This is a genomic window from Thalassospira sp. Z349TD_5 (assembly GCF_056173045.1).
On the sequence record NZ_CM149654.1, the window covers coordinates 3,348,273 to 3,365,675 of the forward strand.

13 protein-coding genes are annotated in these 17,403 nt (G+C 54.1%); 8 read left to right on the plus strand and 5 right to left on the minus strand.

Annotated features, from left to right (window positions below; genetic code table 11):
• Positions 1-347: 347 nt before the first annotated feature.
• The 5 genes from AC0VXT_RS15525 to AC0VXT_RS15545 form a co-directional block, all read right to left on the minus strand.
• A complete protein-coding gene (locus tag AC0VXT_RS15525; protein ID WP_475546137.1) occupies positions 348-1,367 on the minus strand; it encodes a LacI family transcriptional regulator in 1,020 nt (339 codons plus the stop codon).
• 67 nt (positions 1,368-1,434) lie between these two features.
• On the minus strand, positions 1,435-2,541 hold the full coding sequence (locus tag AC0VXT_RS15530) for an ABC transporter ATP-binding protein (RefSeq protein WP_475546138.1): 1,107 nt from the start codon (positions 2,539-2,541) through the stop codon (positions 1,435-1,437).
• Positions 2,542-2,595: 54 nt separating this feature from the next.
• Positions 2,596-3,474, minus strand: a complete 879-nt coding sequence (locus tag AC0VXT_RS15535) for a carbohydrate ABC transporter permease (protein ID WP_022732898.1) — start codon at positions 3,472-3,474, stop codon at positions 2,596-2,598.
• On the minus strand, positions 3,474-4,367 hold the full coding sequence (locus AC0VXT_RS15540; RefSeq protein WP_101299588.1) for a carbohydrate ABC transporter permease: 894 nt from the start codon (positions 4,365-4,367) through the stop codon (positions 3,474-3,476). Before AC0VXT_RS15540 ends, AC0VXT_RS15535 begins: the two co-directional genes overlap by 1 nt.
• A 65-nt stretch (positions 4,368-4,432) precedes the next feature.
• Entirely contained in the window at positions 4,433-5,692 is a 1,260-nt protein-coding gene (locus AC0VXT_RS15545; protein WP_475546139.1) for an ABC transporter substrate-binding protein, read from the minus strand.
• Between the two features lie 296 nt (positions 5,693-5,988).
• Here AC0VXT_RS15545 and ftsA point away from each other — a divergent pair, with 296 nt between their 5' ends.
• From ftsA to AC0VXT_RS15585, 8 genes are all read left to right on the plus strand, one after another.
• Entirely contained in the window at positions 5,989-7,239 is a 1,251-nt protein-coding gene (gene ftsA / locus AC0VXT_RS15550) for a cell division protein FtsA (protein WP_022732895.1), read from the plus strand.
• Positions 7,240-7,470: 231 nt separating this feature from the next.
• The gene (ftsZ, locus tag AC0VXT_RS15555; RefSeq protein ID WP_475546140.1) at positions 7,471-9,135 is read left to right on the plus strand and encodes a cell division protein FtsZ; all 1,665 of its coding nucleotides are present in this window, start codon (positions 7,471-7,473) and stop codon (positions 9,133-9,135) included.
• 346 nt (positions 9,136-9,481) lie between these two features.
• On the plus strand, positions 9,482-10,453 hold the full coding sequence (gene lpxC / locus AC0VXT_RS15560; protein WP_475546141.1) for a UDP-3-O-acyl-N-acetylglucosamine deacetylase: 972 nt from the start codon (positions 9,482-9,484) through the stop codon (positions 10,451-10,453).
• A gap of 111 nt (positions 10,454-10,564) precedes the next feature.
• Positions 10,565-11,793 (plus strand): IS3 family transposase gene (locus AC0VXT_RS15565; RefSeq protein WP_475546142.1). Its coding sequence is split into 2 segments (ribosomal slippage): positions 10,565-10,913 and positions 10,913-11,793, totalling 1,230 coding nucleotides; the frame shifts between segments, so codons are not numbered across the junction.
• Positions 11,794-12,027: 234 nt separating this feature from the next.
• Entirely contained in the window at positions 12,028-12,813 is a 786-nt protein-coding gene (locus AC0VXT_RS15570; RefSeq protein ID WP_475548589.1) for an outer membrane protein assembly factor BamD, read from the plus strand.
• Positions 12,814-13,096: 283 nt separating this feature from the next.
• Positions 13,097-14,767, plus strand: coding sequence for a DNA repair protein RecN (gene recN / locus AC0VXT_RS15575; RefSeq protein ID WP_475546143.1), 1,671 nt, complete (start codon positions 13,097-13,099; stop codon positions 14,765-14,767).
• 61 nt (positions 14,768-14,828) lie between these two features.
• On the plus strand, positions 14,829-16,937 hold the full coding sequence (gene ligA, locus AC0VXT_RS15580) for an NAD-dependent DNA ligase LigA (protein ID WP_475546144.1): 2,109 nt from the start codon (positions 14,829-14,831) through the stop codon (positions 16,935-16,937).
• Between the two features lie 32 nt (positions 16,938-16,969).
• On the plus strand, positions 16,970-17,362 hold the full coding sequence (locus AC0VXT_RS15585) for a hypothetical protein (RefSeq protein ID WP_475546145.1): 393 nt from the start codon (positions 16,970-16,972) through the stop codon (positions 17,360-17,362).
• The last annotated feature ends 41 nt before the right edge of the window (positions 17,363-17,403 follow it).

Genomic DNA, 17,403 nt, shown 5'->3' on the forward strand with positions numbered 1-17,403 from the left:
AAAAAGGGGCGCAGCGTGACGCCACAACCCACTCAAAAAGACGCCTCGACATAACGCAGCAGCCCATCAAAAAAAAGCGATGCAGCGTGACATCACAACCTGGAAAAAAAGAGGGCGCGGCCGACCCCGCTCTGGCCTCCTGCTCCGTCGTCAAAACCACAACATTAATTCCTCATACAATATTACTTATTGGTGTTCTCGATGATTATGCACCCTGCTGCGAACAAACTTCGCGTTATTCACTGAAAATGATCAATCGCAATAACTCTTCATTTTTTATGAATAATAGAAACATGTCTGATGCGACGCGTGTGGGTGGGATTTAGGCCCCCTTAAACGCGATCACCTTACCCCTCAATTCGCCACACCGGGACCGGCTGACTAAGCGATTGCAGACTGGTGGTATCGCGCCCTTCAATCACATCCAAAAGGTGGGTAGCCAATTGCTGTCCGGCGACAATCAGGTCTTCACGCAGGCTGTCGATCCGTGGGCGGGTAAAGTTCAGTAAATCCGATGTTTCCTTGGCAATCACATCAATGTCTTGCCCGACATTCAGGCCAGACTGGATCATGCCGTCAATCAGCGCCATGGCGCAAAGTTCGCTGCCGCAAATGATGCCGTCAGGCACATAATCCTGATGGCGCAAGGCCATACCGGCCTGACGCAGGACTTCGCTGCTGCTATCAAGGTCAATGCCACCAAGGACTTGGAACGGCACCCCGGCGGCCTTGGCCGTTGCCGCCAGCCCGGCCAGCGTTTCCTGATAATATGAAAATTCCGATGGTGGCGATAACAGTGCCAACCGTTTGCGCCCGCGCGAAATCAGGCGGTTTGCCGCCATTTCGCAAAAGGCCCGGTTGTCAAAATCGTGATAGGCGTGCTCTGCCCCGGTAAGGCTGCGCCCATGCGCGACAAAGGGCAATCCGCTTTGGCGCAGCACCTCAATGCGTTCATCATCGGGGCGCACATGGGTAATGATCACCCCGTCGGCTGCCCGTGTATTGAGGATATAGCGCACCGGGTCCATCGGATCATCGGTGCGCGATTGTGGTGTCACAACAAGATGGTACGGCGTGCCGCGCATGACATCGGAAATGCCGACAATCAGGCGCCGGGCAAATTCCGGCACCTTGTCGGTTTGATCCAGCACCAGACTGATGACATTGGTTTTGCCCGTGCGCAACCGCACTCCGGCGCGATCAGGGTGATAGCCAATGGCATCGGCCACCTTGCGCACCCGCAGTTTGGTTTTGGCACTGATGTCATGCGCGTCCTTAAGCGCACGCGACACCGTGGTCACCCCAAGGCCGGTCATTTCCGCAATGGTTTTAAGCGTCGGTCGGCTTTGGGCACGTGACGGGCCCAAATTGCCAACAGGATCATGTTCAGACAGCGTGCTGTCCCTCCGTGCAAGGCATTCCGATGTGCATTTTCTAGCGCAGTCTTACGCCGCTTTGGGGATCAAAAAACACAACTTTTTCAAGGTTGAAGACCAATTCTGTATGCTGGTTGGCCTGCCCGAACCAGTCCTGATGCAAGCGCGTCACGACCTCCTTACCGCCCAGCGCAGTAATGGCATAGATGTCCGCCCCCGCCGGTTCAACCACATCAATCTTGCACGATGCGGTGATCTGTTGCCCGGCCCGCATCACCGCCCGGCTGTCGGCATCGGTGATGGCTTCGGGCCGGATGCCGACAATGACTTCCTGCCCCTCATACGCGGCCACATCGCCGGGCAATTGATCGAACCCCAGAACCAGCGGGTCTTCGCCCGCGCGCGCCATTTCAACCCCGTTGCCACGCACCGTCGCCGGGATCAGGTTCATTGCAGGCGATCCCATGAAATCAGCGACAAACAGGTTGGTCGGATCGTTATAAATTTCGGCCGGCGTGCCGTATTGCTGCACGACCCCGTCTTTAAGAACCGCAATGCGTGTGCCCAGTGTCATGGCTTCGATCTGGTCATGGGTGACATAGACAATCGTGGTGCCGAATGTCTGATGCATGCGTTTGATTTCAGTACGCATATCCACGCGTAACTTGGCATCAAGGTTCGAAAGCGGTTCATCAAACAGGAACAATTGCGGATTGCGCACCAGCGCACGCCCCATCGCCACACGTTGGCGTTGCCCACCGGAAAGCTGACCGGGTTTACGATCCAGCAGATGTTCGATCTGAAGCGTTTTGGCCGCCTCGGCCACCTTGGCGTCGCGTTCGGCCTTTGGCATACCGCGCATTTCAAGGCCAAAGGCGATGTTTTGCCCGACATTCATGTTGGGATAAAGCGCGTAGCTTTGAAACACCATCGCGATGTTGCGTTCGGCAGGCGGCAAATCATCAATCACATTGCCATCAATACGGATTTCACCGGTTGTCAGCTTCTCAAGCCCGGCAATCGTGTTCAAAAGTGTTGATTTGCCACAGCCCGACGGGCCGACCAGCACAAGAAACCCGCCTTCCTCAACATCAAGCGAGATATCGCGCAACACGTTGATTGGACCGAAACTTTTGCAAACCTTGTCGATTTGTAGAAAGGACATGATAACTTCCCTGTAATTCTTTTTATGGGTACTTTTGGCTTCGCTTTGCTTGGCTTAGCCCTTGACCGCACCGGCCATCAATCCACGCACGAAATAGCGCCCGGAAACGACGTAAACGATCAGTGTCGGAAGGGCCGCAAGTACCGCACCGGCAAAATGCACATTGTATTCCTTAACCCCGGTCGAGGATGAAACGAGGTTGTTGAGTGCCACGGTCATTGGCATCGAATCAAAATCGGCAAAGGACGCGCCAAACAGGAAATCATTCCAGATATTGGTGAACTGCCAGATCACGGTCACCACAATGATCGGCCCGGAACTGGGCAGCAAAATACGGGTAAAGGTTCGCCAGAACCCGGCCCCGTCCATCTTGGCCGCCTTGATCAACTCATCAGGAAATGCCGCATAATAGTTGCGGAAAAACAAGGTGGTAAAGCCAAGCCCATAGACCACATGCACCAGCACCAGACCGCTTGTCGTGCCCGCAATACCGATCATGCCCAAAACACGGGCCATCGGGATCAGGACAATCTGAAACGGGATGAAGCATGCAAACAGCATCAAACCAAAAATGATCTTATCGCCGGGAAACCGCCATTTGGTCAGGACATACCCATTCATCGCCCCAAGGGCGGTCGAGATCGCAACGGCAGGCACGACCATCATGATGCTGTTGATGAAATAGGGGCTAAGCCCGGTGGGTTCGACCCCGATCTGGGCCCTGGACCACGCGTTCAGCCATGGTTCAATCGTAAAGACCTCGGGCAGTGACATCATGTTGCCACCACGGATTTCATCGAGTGTCTTGACCGAATTGACCAGCATGACAAACAGCGGCAGCAGATAGTAAACCGCAAACAGGATCAAAACCGCATACAGGGCAGCACGCATAAGCTTGCCGGTGCCAAACGAAGGTTGCGTTGAACGGGCCATTAGCGACGCTCCCTGAGTTCGGAATAAAGGTAAGGCACAATGATTGATGCAATCATCGCCAGCATGATCACCGCCGATGATGCCCCAACCCCCATCTGATTGCGGGTAAAGGTATAGGAATACATGAAGGTCGCCGGAAGTTCGGTCGCGCGTCCCGGTCCCCCATTGGTCAAGGCAATGACAAGGTCATAGGCCTTGATCGCCAGATGGGCCAAAACCACAAAGGCCGACAGAAATACCGGGCGCAATTGCGGAATCACGATCCGGGTATAGAGGCTCCAGCGGCTGGCCCCGTCCATCTGCGCGGCTTTCATGATTTCGCTATCGATACCACGCAGCCCGGCCAGAAACATTGCCATGACAAACCCCGATGATTGCCAGACAGCGGCAATCACCACGGTATAGATCGCCATGTCGCGATCCTTGATCCAGTTAAAGGTGAAACTTTCCCAGCCCCACAGATGCATGGTGTTTTCAAGACCAAGCCCCGGATCAAGAAACCATTTCCACGCCGTCCCGGTGACGATGAACGACAGCGCCATCGGATAAAGATAGATCGGGCGCAGGATGCCTTCGCCGCGTATTTTTTGATCAAGCAAAATCGCCAGCACCAAGCCAAGCACCGAACAAATGGCAATGTAAAGAATGCCAAAAATCGCAAGGTTCTGAAGGGCAATCAGCCAGTTTCGTTGCCCCCACAGGTTGGCATAGTTGCCAAACCCTTCGAGATCATAGGATGGCAGCATCCGGCTGTCGGTCAGCGACAGATAACCGGTGTAAATGATAAATCCGTAAACGAATAAAAGGATCAGAAACAGGCTTGGGCTCAGCACCAGACGGGGCAGAACTTCCCGCAGGGTTGCCTGTGCCTTGCCAGGCAAGGATGGTTGCATGGGTCATGCTCCGCACGTTATCCGACGGCCGATGTTCGCACCGGCCGTCGGTTTATCGTTTTGGTTTATTGGGCGGATGCCACCGCATTGACGAGTTCTTCAGCAGCCGTCGCGCTGCCGTACTCGCCATTGAAATGGGCGGTGATCACGTCATACATGGCATTTTTGACCCCGGCCGGAACCGAGTGACCATGCGCCATGGAGCCAAACAGCGTGCCTTTTTTATTGGCCGCAGCCAGTTCGGCCATGCCTTTTTTACCGCACGCATCAAAGGCGTCGTTTGAAACATCCGTACGCGCCGGGACCGATCCCTTGACCACGTTAAAGGCCGACTGGAAGCTTGGCGACATGACCGCAGATGCAAGCTTCATCTGTGCGTCCTGACGGTCCTCACCAACCTTGAACATGACAAACTGGTCAGAGTTGAACGTTACCGCATCCTGCGTTCCGGGGAACCGGAAGCACATAAAATCGGTATCAGGGACTTTACCCGCATTGAGGAATTCACCCTTGGCCCAGTCACCCATGAACTGCACACCGGCTTCCTTGTTGATCACCATCGCGGTTGCCAAGTTCCAGTCGCGACCCGAGAAGTTGTCATCAACATAGGTGCGCAATTTCGCCATGCGATCAAACACGGTTTTCATCGTATCTGATCCCAATGCATCCGGATCGGTATCGATCATCGATGCCTGATAGAATTCAGGACCACCGGTTGCCATCACAACCGCATCAAAGATGGTGGCATCCTGCCACGCCTGCCCGCCATGGGCGACGGCGGTGTAGCCAGCGTCCTTGATCTTATCAAGGGCGGCAATCAGTTCATCCCAGTTGGTCGGTTGCTTCAGATCAAGTTCTTCAAAAATTGCCTTGTTGGCCCAGACCCAGTTGGTGGAATGGACATTGACCGGGGCGGCAATCCAGTGACCGTCATGCTTTGAAAAGTCTTTCAGAGCATCGGGAACAACCGCGTCCCAGCCTTCCTTTTCCGCCAACGCATCAAGGTTGGCCAAAACATCCTCGCCCGCCCAGTCCTTGATATCAAAGCCCAGCATCTGAACAGCGGTTGGGGCGTTGCCCGATGTCACGCGTGCGCGCAGAACGGTCATCGCCTGTTCACCGCCGCCACCCGCGACCGGCATGTCGTTCCATGAAACGCCCTGATCTTCGAGATCCTTTTTCAGAACCTGAAGCGCCTTGGCTTCACCACCTGCTGTCCACCAGTGCAGGACTTCCACACTTTCCTGTGCCGATGCGATGCTGGTCGAAAGTCCGAGTGCCGCGATCATTCCGATCCCGGCACGTGTCATTTTGCCAAGAAACATGCTGTTTCCTCCCTGTTGGTTTTATGATTTGGCGGTTAATTACTGCAACGTTACAGTTGACTGTCAAGCTGGGCCTGTAACGTTGCAGTACAACAAAGCCATAACCAGAGAAAACCCGCGGTTGATCATCCCTGTCATTTCGCACCGCAAAATGCCAATTCCCGTGATCAGATTGACGTATTGCAAAAGACTCCGGTCAGCCTTAACCAATTTGCAACTGCTTCTGGTGGAAAACGGGCATAAGGTACGGCACGTAAACGCCGAGCCATTAACCTTAGAAAATTTCGAGCACTCAATTGGCACGCAGCAAAACCAAATCAGGATTGATTGCGGCTTTGGACATTGGAACGTCCAAGGTCTGCTGTTTTATTGCCCGACGTGAAAAAGACCTGCCGCCGAAAATCATCGGCATTGGTCACAACATGTCCAAGGGGCTGCAAAGCGGCGCAATTTCCAATCTTGATGCCGCACAGGAAGTTGTCCTGGCGGCGGTCAACGCCGCCGAAAAAATGGCGGGGCACACGATTGAATCCGTGATTGTAAACCTGTCGGGGGGACAACCCGAATCGGAAACACATACGGTTGAACTCCCCCTTGGGTCCCGGCCAATTGGCAATCTTGAGATCAGAAAACTCAATGATCAGAAAGAAGCCCTGTTGCGTCAGGCCGGTGACGAACTGATCCACGCGGTTCCGCTTGGCTTCCGGGTCGATGGCACCAACAGCATGAATGATCCGCGCGGGATGTATGGATCGACCCTTGGTCTTGATCTTCATTTTGTGCGCACCCAGACAGCCCCGCTTCGCAATCTTGATACGCTTTTGCGCCGCTGCCATCTGGCGATCCGGGAAACCGTTGTCACCCCGTTGGCATCGGGTCTTTCGGCCTTAACACCCGATCAGCGTGACCTTGGTGCCACTGTGATTGATATGGGGGCCGGAACAACCAGTGTTGCGGTTTTCCATGGCGGACAGGTGATTTATACCGCCTCGGTTCCCGTCGGTGGGGCGCATGTGACGCGCGACATCGCCTATGGACTGAACACGTCGCTTAACCATGCGGAACGCATGAAAACCCTGCATGGCAGTGCATTGACATCCCCGTCAGATGATCAGGAAATCCTTGCGGTTCCGGTGATTGGCGATGAAGACGAAAACAATTTCAATCATGTGCCGCGGTCGATGTTGATCAACATCATTAAACCGCGCCTTGAAGAAACGTTTGAACTGATCCGTGATCAGCTTGAAGAACACGGTCTGTCACAGATCGGTGGACGCAGCATTGTTTTGACGGGTGGGGCCAGTCAGCTCAATGCCATTTCCGATCTGGCCAACCAGATGTTTGAACGTCCGGCAAGCATTGCACATCCCCATGGCGTCACCGGCCTTGCCGAAGCAACCGCAGGTCCGGCGTTTTCGGCCTGTGCTGGATTGTTGCTGCGCGCCGTCGAACAACAAAACGACCCATTAAGCGAAGCCATGGCCAATATCCGCCAATCGGGCGGTCGCTGGGGCCGTCTTGGTGCGTGGTTTAAAGAAAATTTCTAGTTTCCCAACATCAAAACCAAGCAATCCGCAGGTTTGCTGAGCAAATCGGAATAAATGCAGATTTTTTTTGCATTTTTTCGAAAACTTTTGCGCGCATTAACACGCCAATAACTCTTTGCCAGCTAAAACCATCTTGGAGGTCTTTGTGTCAGGACGTGTTCTGACATGCGTGGCAAAGGGAAGGTCGCGTAAGATCTTTAAGCTCTAAAGCGCGGAGAGGAAGAGCAAACAATGAGTACAATCAGTTTTTCCGTACCTGAAACGGAAGAAAACCTAAAACCGAAGATCACCGTTATCGGTGTCGGCGGTGCTGGCGGAAACGCCGTGAACAACATGATCACATCCGAACTTGAAGGGTGTGACTTTGTTGTTGCCAATACCGATTCTCAGGCCCTGAGCCAAAGCAAAGCCACGCGCAAAATGCAGCTTGGCCGCAAAATCACCCAAGGCCTGGGTGCAGGTGCACGTCCCGATGCCGGGGGTGCGGCCGCAGAAGAATCCATTGAAGAAATTCAGGCACAGCTTGAAGGCTGCCACATGGTATTCATCACCGCCGGTATGGGCGGTGGTACGGGTACCGGTGCAGCGCCGGTCATCGCACGTGCTGCCAAAGAGGCAGGCATTCTGACCGTCGGCGTTGTGACCAAGCCATTCCATTTTGAAGGCACGCGCCGTATGCGCACTGCCGAACAGGGGATCGAACAGCTTCAGCAGTATGTTGATACCCTGATTATCATTCCGAACCAGAACCTGTTCCGGGTTGCGAATGAAAAAACCACGTTCGCAGATGCCTTCCAGATGGCAGATGATGTTCTGCGCAATGGCGTGCGTTCGATTACCGACCTTATGATGGTTCCGGGCCTTGTGAACCTTGACTTTGCCGATATCCGCACTGTGATGAGCGAGATGGGCAAAGCCATGATGGGAACCGGCGAAGCATCTGGCGAAAAACGTGCCCTTGAGGCCGCCGAAGCTGCCATCGCAAATCCGCTTCTGGAAGATGCATCGATGAAGGGCGCACGTGCTGTCCTGATCAACATCACCGGCGGCATGGACATGGCGCTTTACGAAGTCGACGAAGCCGCGAACCGTATTCGCGAAGAAGTCGCCTCCGAAGCCAACATCATCTTTGGGTCGACCTTTGATCCGACCATCGAAGGCGCATTGCGTGTTTCTGTGGTCGCAACCGGTATTGATGCCGAAGACGTCCGTCGTCCGCAGCCAACCACTGTTTCCGTCGCACAGCCCAAGGCGGCTGAACCGGCAGAAAAAGTTGCAGCCGCACCGTCATTTGGTCAGCATGGTGCCGGCAATGCCGCCGCCAGCGCACCGGCAGCCGGCATGGCACAGGATGACTATGCAGGCGGTGCTTCGATTGATCAGATTCCAGCAGATCGCTTTGCTGCCACCGGCAGCGCGCATCAGCCAGAACTGAACCATCAGGCCGAAGCACAGCAAACCGGTTCGATTGAAATGGGCCAGACGGTCCTGAAACCGAAACCGGTCCTGCGTGCAACCGAAAAACCAAACAGCAACGGCGACATGGCATTCATTCCGCCGCGCGCTGTTTCACCAAGCGAAGCGGCACCGGTCAGCAAACACAGCCCGGACGTCTTTGAGGCCGCAGATGCCCAGAACGCAACATCGCCGCGTTCGGTCCTAAGCAGCCTGTTTGGTAAAAACAAAACCGCCAGGGATCAGCAGGGACAGCCGCAACAGCATGCTGCCCCAAAGGTCGCGCAACCGCAGGCACCTGCGCCGCGTCAGACCGAAATGCCCCTGCACGATGATGGATCGCAGGTCATGAACAAGGAGCCCTCTTCCCGGGGCAAGGCGCCTGGTGCGTCTGATGACCTTCTTGAGATCCCGGCCTTCCTGCGTCGTCAGGCCAACTAACGACGTTTCTCCGCGCGAAAAAGGGAAGGCAAAACGCCTTCCCTTTTTTTATGAGTGACCTTCACGGCATGACGCAGACCGAAACACCCTGTGACGAACTTGTGACGAAAAAGCCGCGCAGTGGATGCCCTGCATTTGCGAAAACACATAGATTCCAGTCCATCATATCGATGCAAATACATTTATTTTCAGATACTTAAATCGGTTACAAAGCGTAACAAAGAGTGATTTGTTTGATTGTCATTCCATCGGTAATGTCTGAAGCTAACGAAGCAACGGTTACGACCATTCATAACGCTTCATACAATTTTTGCTCGAAACTGACGGACCTGATTTGGGGGCTACCTTGAACAAGATTACTGACCTAAGCGCCGCATTCGCGCAAACAGGCGTATCGGATGACGATATCGTTTGTCAGCGCACGCTCAAAGCGTCCATCGGCTGTGCCGGTGTCGGGCTGCATTCTGGTCAGAAAATCCGCATCACCCTCCATCCGGCAGAAATTGATCACGGCATCGTCTTCCGCCGCACGGATCTGGCGGACCAGCCACTGTATCCGGCACGCTATGATGGTGTGATTGATACCCGTCTTTGCACCTGTCTTGGCGATGCCTCAAAGGGCATCAAAATTGGCACTATTGAACATTTGATGGCCGCCCTTGCCGGGGCGCGCATCGATAATGTCCTGATTGACATTGATGCCGACGAAGTGCCGGTCATGGACGGCAGCTCAGCCCCGTTTAACTTCCTGATTGACTGTGTCGGCCTGCAGGAACAGGACGCACCGCGTCAGGTGATCGAGGTCTTGAAATCCGTCGAAGTCGATTACAACGGCTGCACGGCCCGCATTGAGCCGGGCAACGGTTTTGAAGTTGATTTCGAAATTGATTTCGCCAGCAAGGCGATTGCCAATCAGCGTATGTCCGTCAAATTTGACGACGGCGTTTTCGTTGCCAACATTTCACGCGCCCGTACTTTTGGCTTCCTTCACGAAGTTGAAGCCATGCGCTCCGCCGGTCTGGCGCGCGGTGGGTCGCTTGACAACGCGGTTGTCCTGTCGGGCGACGAAGTGATGAACGAAGAAGGCCTGCGCTACGAAGACGAATTCGTGCGCCACAAAATCCTTGATGCGCTGGGTGATCTTTATACCGCCGGGATGCAGCTTCAGGGCAAAGTGACCGCCTATAAATCAGGTCATCATGTTAACAACCTGCTGCTCAAAGCGCTGCTTTCTGATGAAAGCGCCTATCAGGTTGTGCCGATGCGCAAATCAGCCCTTTATGCTGTTAACGACGCGCCGGTTCTGGCGACGGCCTAAGCCGCCGGTTGGTTAAGTGTTGCGATCATGTGATTAAGGCGACCGTCGTGGTCGCCTTTTTTCGTCTCTGTGTCACGTCCTGAAATACGTTGTCACCTACAGGAGATGACAATGTCTACTTCAGGCAAAGTGCGTCGTAAGCGCACACAACGAGATTACAACATGGGCTTTAAACTGGCTGTTGTTGATCAGGTTGAAAAAGGTGAACTGACCTATAAGCAAGCGCAGGACCGCTATGGCATTCAGGGACGAAGTACAGTCCTGAACTGGTTGCGCAAACATGGTAATCTCGACTGGTCCACAGCGAGGCACACAGCCATGTCCAAATTGGAAGAAACCCCGGAACAAAAGATCAAGCGTCTTGAAAGGGAGCTTGAGGATGAGCGGATCCGCGTCATGGTCCTTGATGGCATGATGACCATTCTGGATCAGGAATATGGAGCGGGCTTGCGAAAAAAGTATTCATCCGAACTGCAAGAACATTACAGGCGCAAGGCAAAGTCAGTCTGAGCAGAAGCTGCCGTTGTTTTGGTTTGTCGCGGCAATCGGTTTACCAATTACTGCACCGTCGTCGACAGCGACAGGTGCAGCTTGAACCGTTGCATGCATGTGTGATGCGCTTGCGTCAGCACATGCCCCGTCTCGGCACACGCAAACTCTATCACCTGCTTACCGGGGATCTGCGCCGACTTGGCATCAAGCTGGGGCGAGACGGTTTGTTTGACTGGTTGCGTGAACAACGCCTTCTGGTCAGGCCGCGTAAGAACTTCACCAAAACAACCAACAGTCACCACTGGATGCGCAAACACCCAAACCTGTTGATCGAACGCAAGGTGGTTCGCCCCGAGGAGATTTTTGTCAGCGACATCACCTATGTCGAGAGTGACCAGGGCATCCATTATCTGTCTCTGGTAACGGATGCCTTCTCACGTAAAATCATGGGACATGTTCTCAGCCGCGAAATGAAAGCATCGGATGTGGTTGGCGCCCTGAAACAGGCCGTGCGCAATCGACTGACGACACATCCCCTGATCCATCATTCTGACCGGGGATTACAGTACTGCTCTGGCTGCTATCAATCTGTCTTGCGCAAACACAGGATCACTCCGTCGATGACAGATGGATATGATTGCTATCAGAACGCGCTGGCCGAACGCATCAACGGCATTCTCAAACAGGAATTCCTGTTTCACCGCTGCAAGACATTCGAAGATCTCAGGCAACTGGTCAAGGAGGCCATACAGACATACAATACCATGCGACCGCACCTCGCACTGGCGATGCAAACACCAGAACAAGTGCATCAAAAAGCCAGCGGACGATATCCGCTGGCTCCTTGAAAACCGTCAACGTATTTTAGGACGGCACACTGAACGGTGAATTTTGCAATGTCTTCTTGCCCGATAAAACCTGATGGCCGATAAAAGTGCCAAATGGGCATACAACTACTTGCCCAATCCCGCCCTCCCCATGATATAGTCCGGCGGATTTTTTAAAATGTGCCTCACGAAGTTCAAGGATAGGTCACAGTGCTGAGTACCGTTCGCGCCAAAAACATCATTGCAATTTGTGGCATGGCCATTCTGCTTGCTGCCTGCTCAAGCAATGAGGCACCAGAATATATCGAACGTCCTGTTTCCGAACTTTATAACAGCGCGCAAGACCTGCTTGATGCCAAGGAATACCAAAAGGCGGCCGAGGCGTTTGATGAAGTCGAACGCCAGCACCCCTATTCGGTCTGGGCGACCAAGGCGACCCTGATGTCGGCATATGCCTATTATCAGGACAACAAATACGATGATGCGATCAGCGCGATTGACCGCTTTATTTCGCTCCATCCGGCCAACCCGGATGTGCCGTATGCATATTACCTCAAGGCACTTTCCTACTACGAACAGATTTCCGACGTCGGCCGTGATCAGCAAATGACACAGGACGCGATGCAGGCACTTGATGACATCATCCGCCGTTTCCCCGACAGCAAATATGCCCGCGATGCCAAACTGAAAAAAGACCTGACGGTTGACCACCTTGCGGGCAAGGAAATGAGTGTCGGCCGGTATTATCAGGATCGTCAGGAATTTCTGGCGGCGATCAACCGGTTTAAATCGGTTCTTGATAAATACCAGACCACCACGCACGTTCCCGAAGCACTGGCGCGCCTGACAGAATGCTATCTCGCCCTTGGGCTTGAGGGCGAGGCAAAACGCACCGCATCGGTTCTTGGCCATAACTTCCCGGGCAGTGAATATTACAGCGATTCTTATGCGCTTCTGGTCGATGACGATACGATCAAGGCCGCACAGGATGATAAAAGCTGGTGGGATTCCGCAACCCAGTCGGTTAGTGACCTGTTCTGATTATCCACAACCGGCCTAAACGCCCTTTAAGACTCCGGCGTTAATGGTGTGATATCACAGATGAAATTACACCAGAACACAACAAGAACAAACTGTTCTTGCATGCTGTTTTAAAACATTTTTCGCAGAAGACTGCGGATTGGGTGTTTTTGCCCGAATACCGGCATGCGCAAGACTTGCAAGCGTCTTCAGTATTGGGCACTGTGCAAGTTACAGCGACGTTTTGCCCGATCATCCGTGCCAGACCTGTCTGCTGCCCCGTTAACAACATCAGTACCCAGCGATGCTTCGACGCCTCAGCATTCGGAACGTAGTCCTTATCGACAAACTGGATCTTGATTTTCACGATGGGCTTAGCGTCCTGACCGGGGAAACAGGTGCGGGTAAATCGATCCTGCTTGACTCATTGGGTCTGGCCCTTGGCGCGCGTGCCGACAGCGGGCTTGTCCGCCATGGCTGTGATAAATGCAGTGTTTCCGCGACCTTTGTCCTGCCGCAAGGTCATCCGGTTTATGGTCTGCTGTCTGGGCAGGACATTGATCTTGAGGGCGAGGAACTGGTTGTTCGGCGGGTTGTCACAGCCGACGGGCGATCGCGCGCCTATGTCAACGATCAGGCGGTTTCGGTTGGCCTTCTGCGTGATGTTGGCGATTACTGTGTTGAAATTCAGGGCCAGTTTGATCAGCACGGGTTGCTCGACCCGACCACGCACCGATCCACCCTTGATGCCCATGGCAATCTTGGCACCATGGCCCTTGCCGTGCGCGATCATTGGCGGGCCTGGCGCGAAACGCAAAAAGAACTCAACACCGCACGTGCCCGCATTGATAAGGCGCGCGAAGAAGAAGAATGGCTGCGTCATGCGGTCGATGAACTTGAAAAGCTTGGCCCCGAAGAAGGCGAAGAAGAACGCCTTGCCGAAGAACGCCAGTTTTTGATGCACGGCGAAAAGCTTGTCGCGGCGTTAAATGACGCCAGCGGGGAGCTTTCACGTGGCAAGGGGGCGGAAAGCGCGCTTCGCAGTGCGCAAAGGTGCCTTGAACGTGAACTTGAAAAGGCCGATGGCCGGTTTGAACCGATTATCGAAGCCCTTGATCGTGCCGCGATTGAGCTTGAAGAAGCCAACCGGTCGATTTCAGCAACCCTTGCCGATCTCAATGTCGATACCGGACATCAGGAAAATGTCGAAGAACGGTTGTTTGCGCTGCGTGCGGCTGCGCGCAAATACAATGTGCCGGTCGATGGCTTAAACGCGTTGATGAAAGATTTCCGATCCCAGATTGATCAGCTTGAATTTGGCGAAAAGGAACTGTCGCGCTTAACCGCTGCCGTTGCTCAATACCGCTCCGCGTTCGTTGAGGCCGCCGAAAAACTACATGCTGCGCGTAAAGAGGCCGCGGCCAAGCTTGATACGGCAATCAACGCCGAACTGCCGCCGCTGCGTATGGAAAAGGCAAGCTTTGTCACCGACATTGCTAAAACCGACGAAAACGAATGGGGCAGCGAGGGCATTGACCGTATCCAGTTTACCGTTGCCACCAACCCCGGCAGCCCACCCGGCGCACTCAATAAAATCGCATCGGGCGGGGAGCTTTCGCGGTTCCTGCTGGCGTTAAAAGTCGTTCTGGCCCGTGTGTCGGCTGTGCCCAGCCTTGTCTTTGACGAAGTCAACAGTGGTGTGGGCGGGGCCACGGCGGCCGCCATTGGTGAACGGTTGCATTTGCTGGCCAAGGAACGACAGATCCTTGTCATCACCCACAGCCCACAGGTTGCCGCACGTGGCCGCACGCATTTTTATATTGCCAAGCGCGAAACTGAGGGCACCATGGTCACCCGTGTGGATGCCTTGGTCGATGGTGCCCGTCGCGAAGAAATTGCCCGCATGCTGGCCGGTCATTCCGTCACCGCAGAAGCCCGTGCTGCTGCCGACAGCTTGTTAGAACAACCTCGTTAAGCCCGTAGCCCAAACACACAAGGGGGCGACTGGCGAACACTGCATACGGAACAAAAAGAATATGAACGCCGAACACGCGTCAGACACGCCTAATCTGCCCGACCTCCCTGCATTGCCCGAAACCAGTACCGAGGCACGCAAACAGCATGCGGAAATTTCCGACCGCATTCGCAGTTTCAACGAAGCCTATTACATCAATGATGAACCGCTGGTTCCCGATGCAGAATATGACGCGCTGTTTAACCGTCTGATCGAACTTGAAACCCATTACCCGACATTGAAGAAAAACAGCCCGACACAGGAAGTCGGGGCGGCCCCGGCCGATGGTTTTGCCAAGGTCAAACATTCCCGCCCGATGCTGTCGCTGGGCAATGCGTTTTCGCGCGACGACATTGTTGATTTTCTGGCCCGTATTCGCCGGTTCCTCAGCCTGACCGCCCACAGCCCGGTTGAAGTGGTTGGCGAACCCAAGATCGATGGCCTGTCCTTATCCCTGCGCTACGAAAACCGCCAACTGGTGACAGCAGCCACCCGTGGTGATGGTTCGGAGGGCGAAGACGTCACCGCCAATGTGGCCCATATCGGCGACATTCCCCAAACACTGCCCGATGATGCGCCCGATGTGGTTGAAATTCGCGGCGAAGTTTATATGGCGCGCTCGGCCTTTCAGAAGCTGAATGAGGTGCAGGCCGCGGCCAACGCCAAGACATTTGCTAATCCGCGCAATGCAGCAGCCGGATCGCTCCGCCAGCTTGACCCGACCATCAGTGCCAAACGCCCGCTTCGGTTTTTTGCCTATAGCTTTGGCGAGCTGTCGGAAAGTCTGGCGCAGACCCAGTGGAATTTCCTGCACAAGATCGAAGGATGGGGATTTGTCACCAATCCGCTAACGCGTCTTTTGAACGATGCCGATGAGATCATGGCGTTTTACGAGGATCTGGGCAAACAGCGGCCCGATCTTGATTACGACATTGATGGCATTGTCTATAAGGTCAATGACTTTGAACTTCAGCTGCGCCTTGGCTTTGTCAGCCGGTCACCGCGCTGGGCGATTGCCCATAAATTCCCGGCCGAACAGGCCCGGACCCGCATCAATGCCATCGAAGTACAGGTCGGGCGCACCGGCGCACTAACCCCGGTTGCCCGTCTTGAACCGGTGACCGTGGGCGGTGTTGTGGTGTCAAACGCCACCTTGCACAACCGTGATGAGATTGAACGGCTTGGCGTTCGGGTTGGCGATATGGTGGTCATTCAGCGCGCCGGGGATGTGATCCCGCAGGTGGTTGAGGTCATCCTTGATGAACGCCCCGATAACACGGCGGAATATCAATTCCCCGATCATTGCCCGAAATGTGACAGCCACGCCATGCGCGAAGAAGGCGAAGCGGTGACGCGCTGCACCGGCGGGCTGATTTGCCCGGCACAGGCGGTTGAGCGCCTTAAGCATTTCGTGTCACGCAATGCGTTTGATATCGACGGTATGGGGGCGAAGAATATCGAGGCGTTCTTTGGCAAGGGCTGGGTCCAATCACCCGCCGATATTTTCCGCCTCGAAGACAACCACGCTGACGAAATTCGAAAACTGGAAGGTTGGGGTGAAAAATCCGCGACCAAGCTGTTTGACGGGATCAACGAACGGCGCACCATCGGCCTTGACCGGTTCATCTATGCGCTTGGCATCCGACAGATTGGTCAGGCCACCGCAAAGCTTCTGGCACGGCATTACACATCGGTCAGCCAATGGCGTGCGGCAATTGTCGATGCCAATCAGGCCGACAGCGATGCACTCCGCGAACTGATCAATATTGATCAGATTGGTCCGGGGGTTGCCAAGGACCTGATTGAGTTCATGGCAGAAAGTCACAACAAGGATGTGCTTGATGACCTTGAAAGCGTTCTGAGCATTCAAGACGTCGAGGCCCCGCAGGTTTCCGACAGCCCGGTCAATGGCAAAACGGTTGTCTTTACCGGCAAGCTGGAACTGTTTTCGCGCAATGAGGCCAAGGTCAAAGCCGAGAGCCTTGGCGCAAAAGTCGCCGGATCGGTTTCAGCAAAAACCGATTATCTGGTTGCAGGACCGGGTGCGGGCTCCAAATTAAAGAAAGCAGAAGAATTAGGTGTTACAGTTCTTGATGAACAGGGCTGGCTTGATCTGATTGCCAACACATAAAACCGTGCCATAGCGGAAAGGGTAGATAGCCGATGGAAGACTTGGGAAGTTTTTTTCGCCGTTATGTCAACGCGCATCTGAAGCTTGAACAAACCGCACTTGATGAATTTTATCATTACCCCAGCCTGATCAATGATCTTTCCGGGGTGCATGCGATTTCATCGGTTGAGGACCTGCACACCTATCATCAGTCTTTCTTTGAAGAATTGAAAACCGCCGATCTGGCCAAGGCAAAATCGATTTTGGTCGAGCAGCACTCAGCCCTTCCCGGCGGGGCCCGTGCGATTGTCTCTTTCCGCTTTGGCAATTCAGAAAACAACCTGATCTTTGATTGCGATTACGCCTTTGCGCTGCTTAAGCAGGAAGAAAAATGGCAGATCGTTTTCGCCCAGCTTGACGAAATTCGCTACAGCGATCTTTATTGATTATCCTTAGAAACCTTGGGATTTCCTTACTTTCTGAACGC

Bases quoted from the DNA above. Each gene is read 5' to 3' on its own strand.
- ftsZ (WP_475546140.1), top strand. From the start codon at position 7,471: ATGAGTACAATCAGTTTTTCCGTACCTGAAACGGAAGAAAACCTAAAA.
- AC0VXT_RS15585 (WP_475546145.1), top strand. From the start codon at position 16,970: ATGGAAGACTTGGGAAGTTTTTTTCGCCGTTATGTCAACGCGCATCTG.
- recN (WP_475546143.1), top strand. From the start codon at position 13,097: ATGCTTCGACGCCTCAGCATTCGGAACGTAGTCCTTATCGACAAACTG.
- AC0VXT_RS15535 (WP_022732898.1), bottom strand. From the start codon at position 3,474: ATGGCCCGTTCAACGCAACCTTCGTTTGGCACCGGCAAGCTTATGCGT.
- AC0VXT_RS15545 (WP_475546139.1), bottom strand. From the start codon at position 5,692: ATGTTTCTTGGCAAAATGACACGTGCCGGGATCGGAATGATCGCGGCA.
- AC0VXT_RS15530 (WP_475546138.1), bottom strand. From the start codon at position 2,541: ATGTCCTTTCTACAAATCGACAAGGTTTGCAAAAGTTTCGGTCCAATC.
- ligA (WP_475546144.1), top strand. From the start codon at position 14,829: ATGAACGCCGAACACGCGTCAGACACGCCTAATCTGCCCGACCTCCCT.
- AC0VXT_RS15540 (WP_101299588.1), bottom strand. From the start codon at position 4,367: ATGCAACCATCCTTGCCTGGCAAGGCACAGGCAACCCTGCGGGAAGTT.
- AC0VXT_RS15570 (WP_475548589.1), top strand. From the start codon at position 12,028: ATGGCCATTCTGCTTGCTGCCTGCTCAAGCAATGAGGCACCAGAATAT.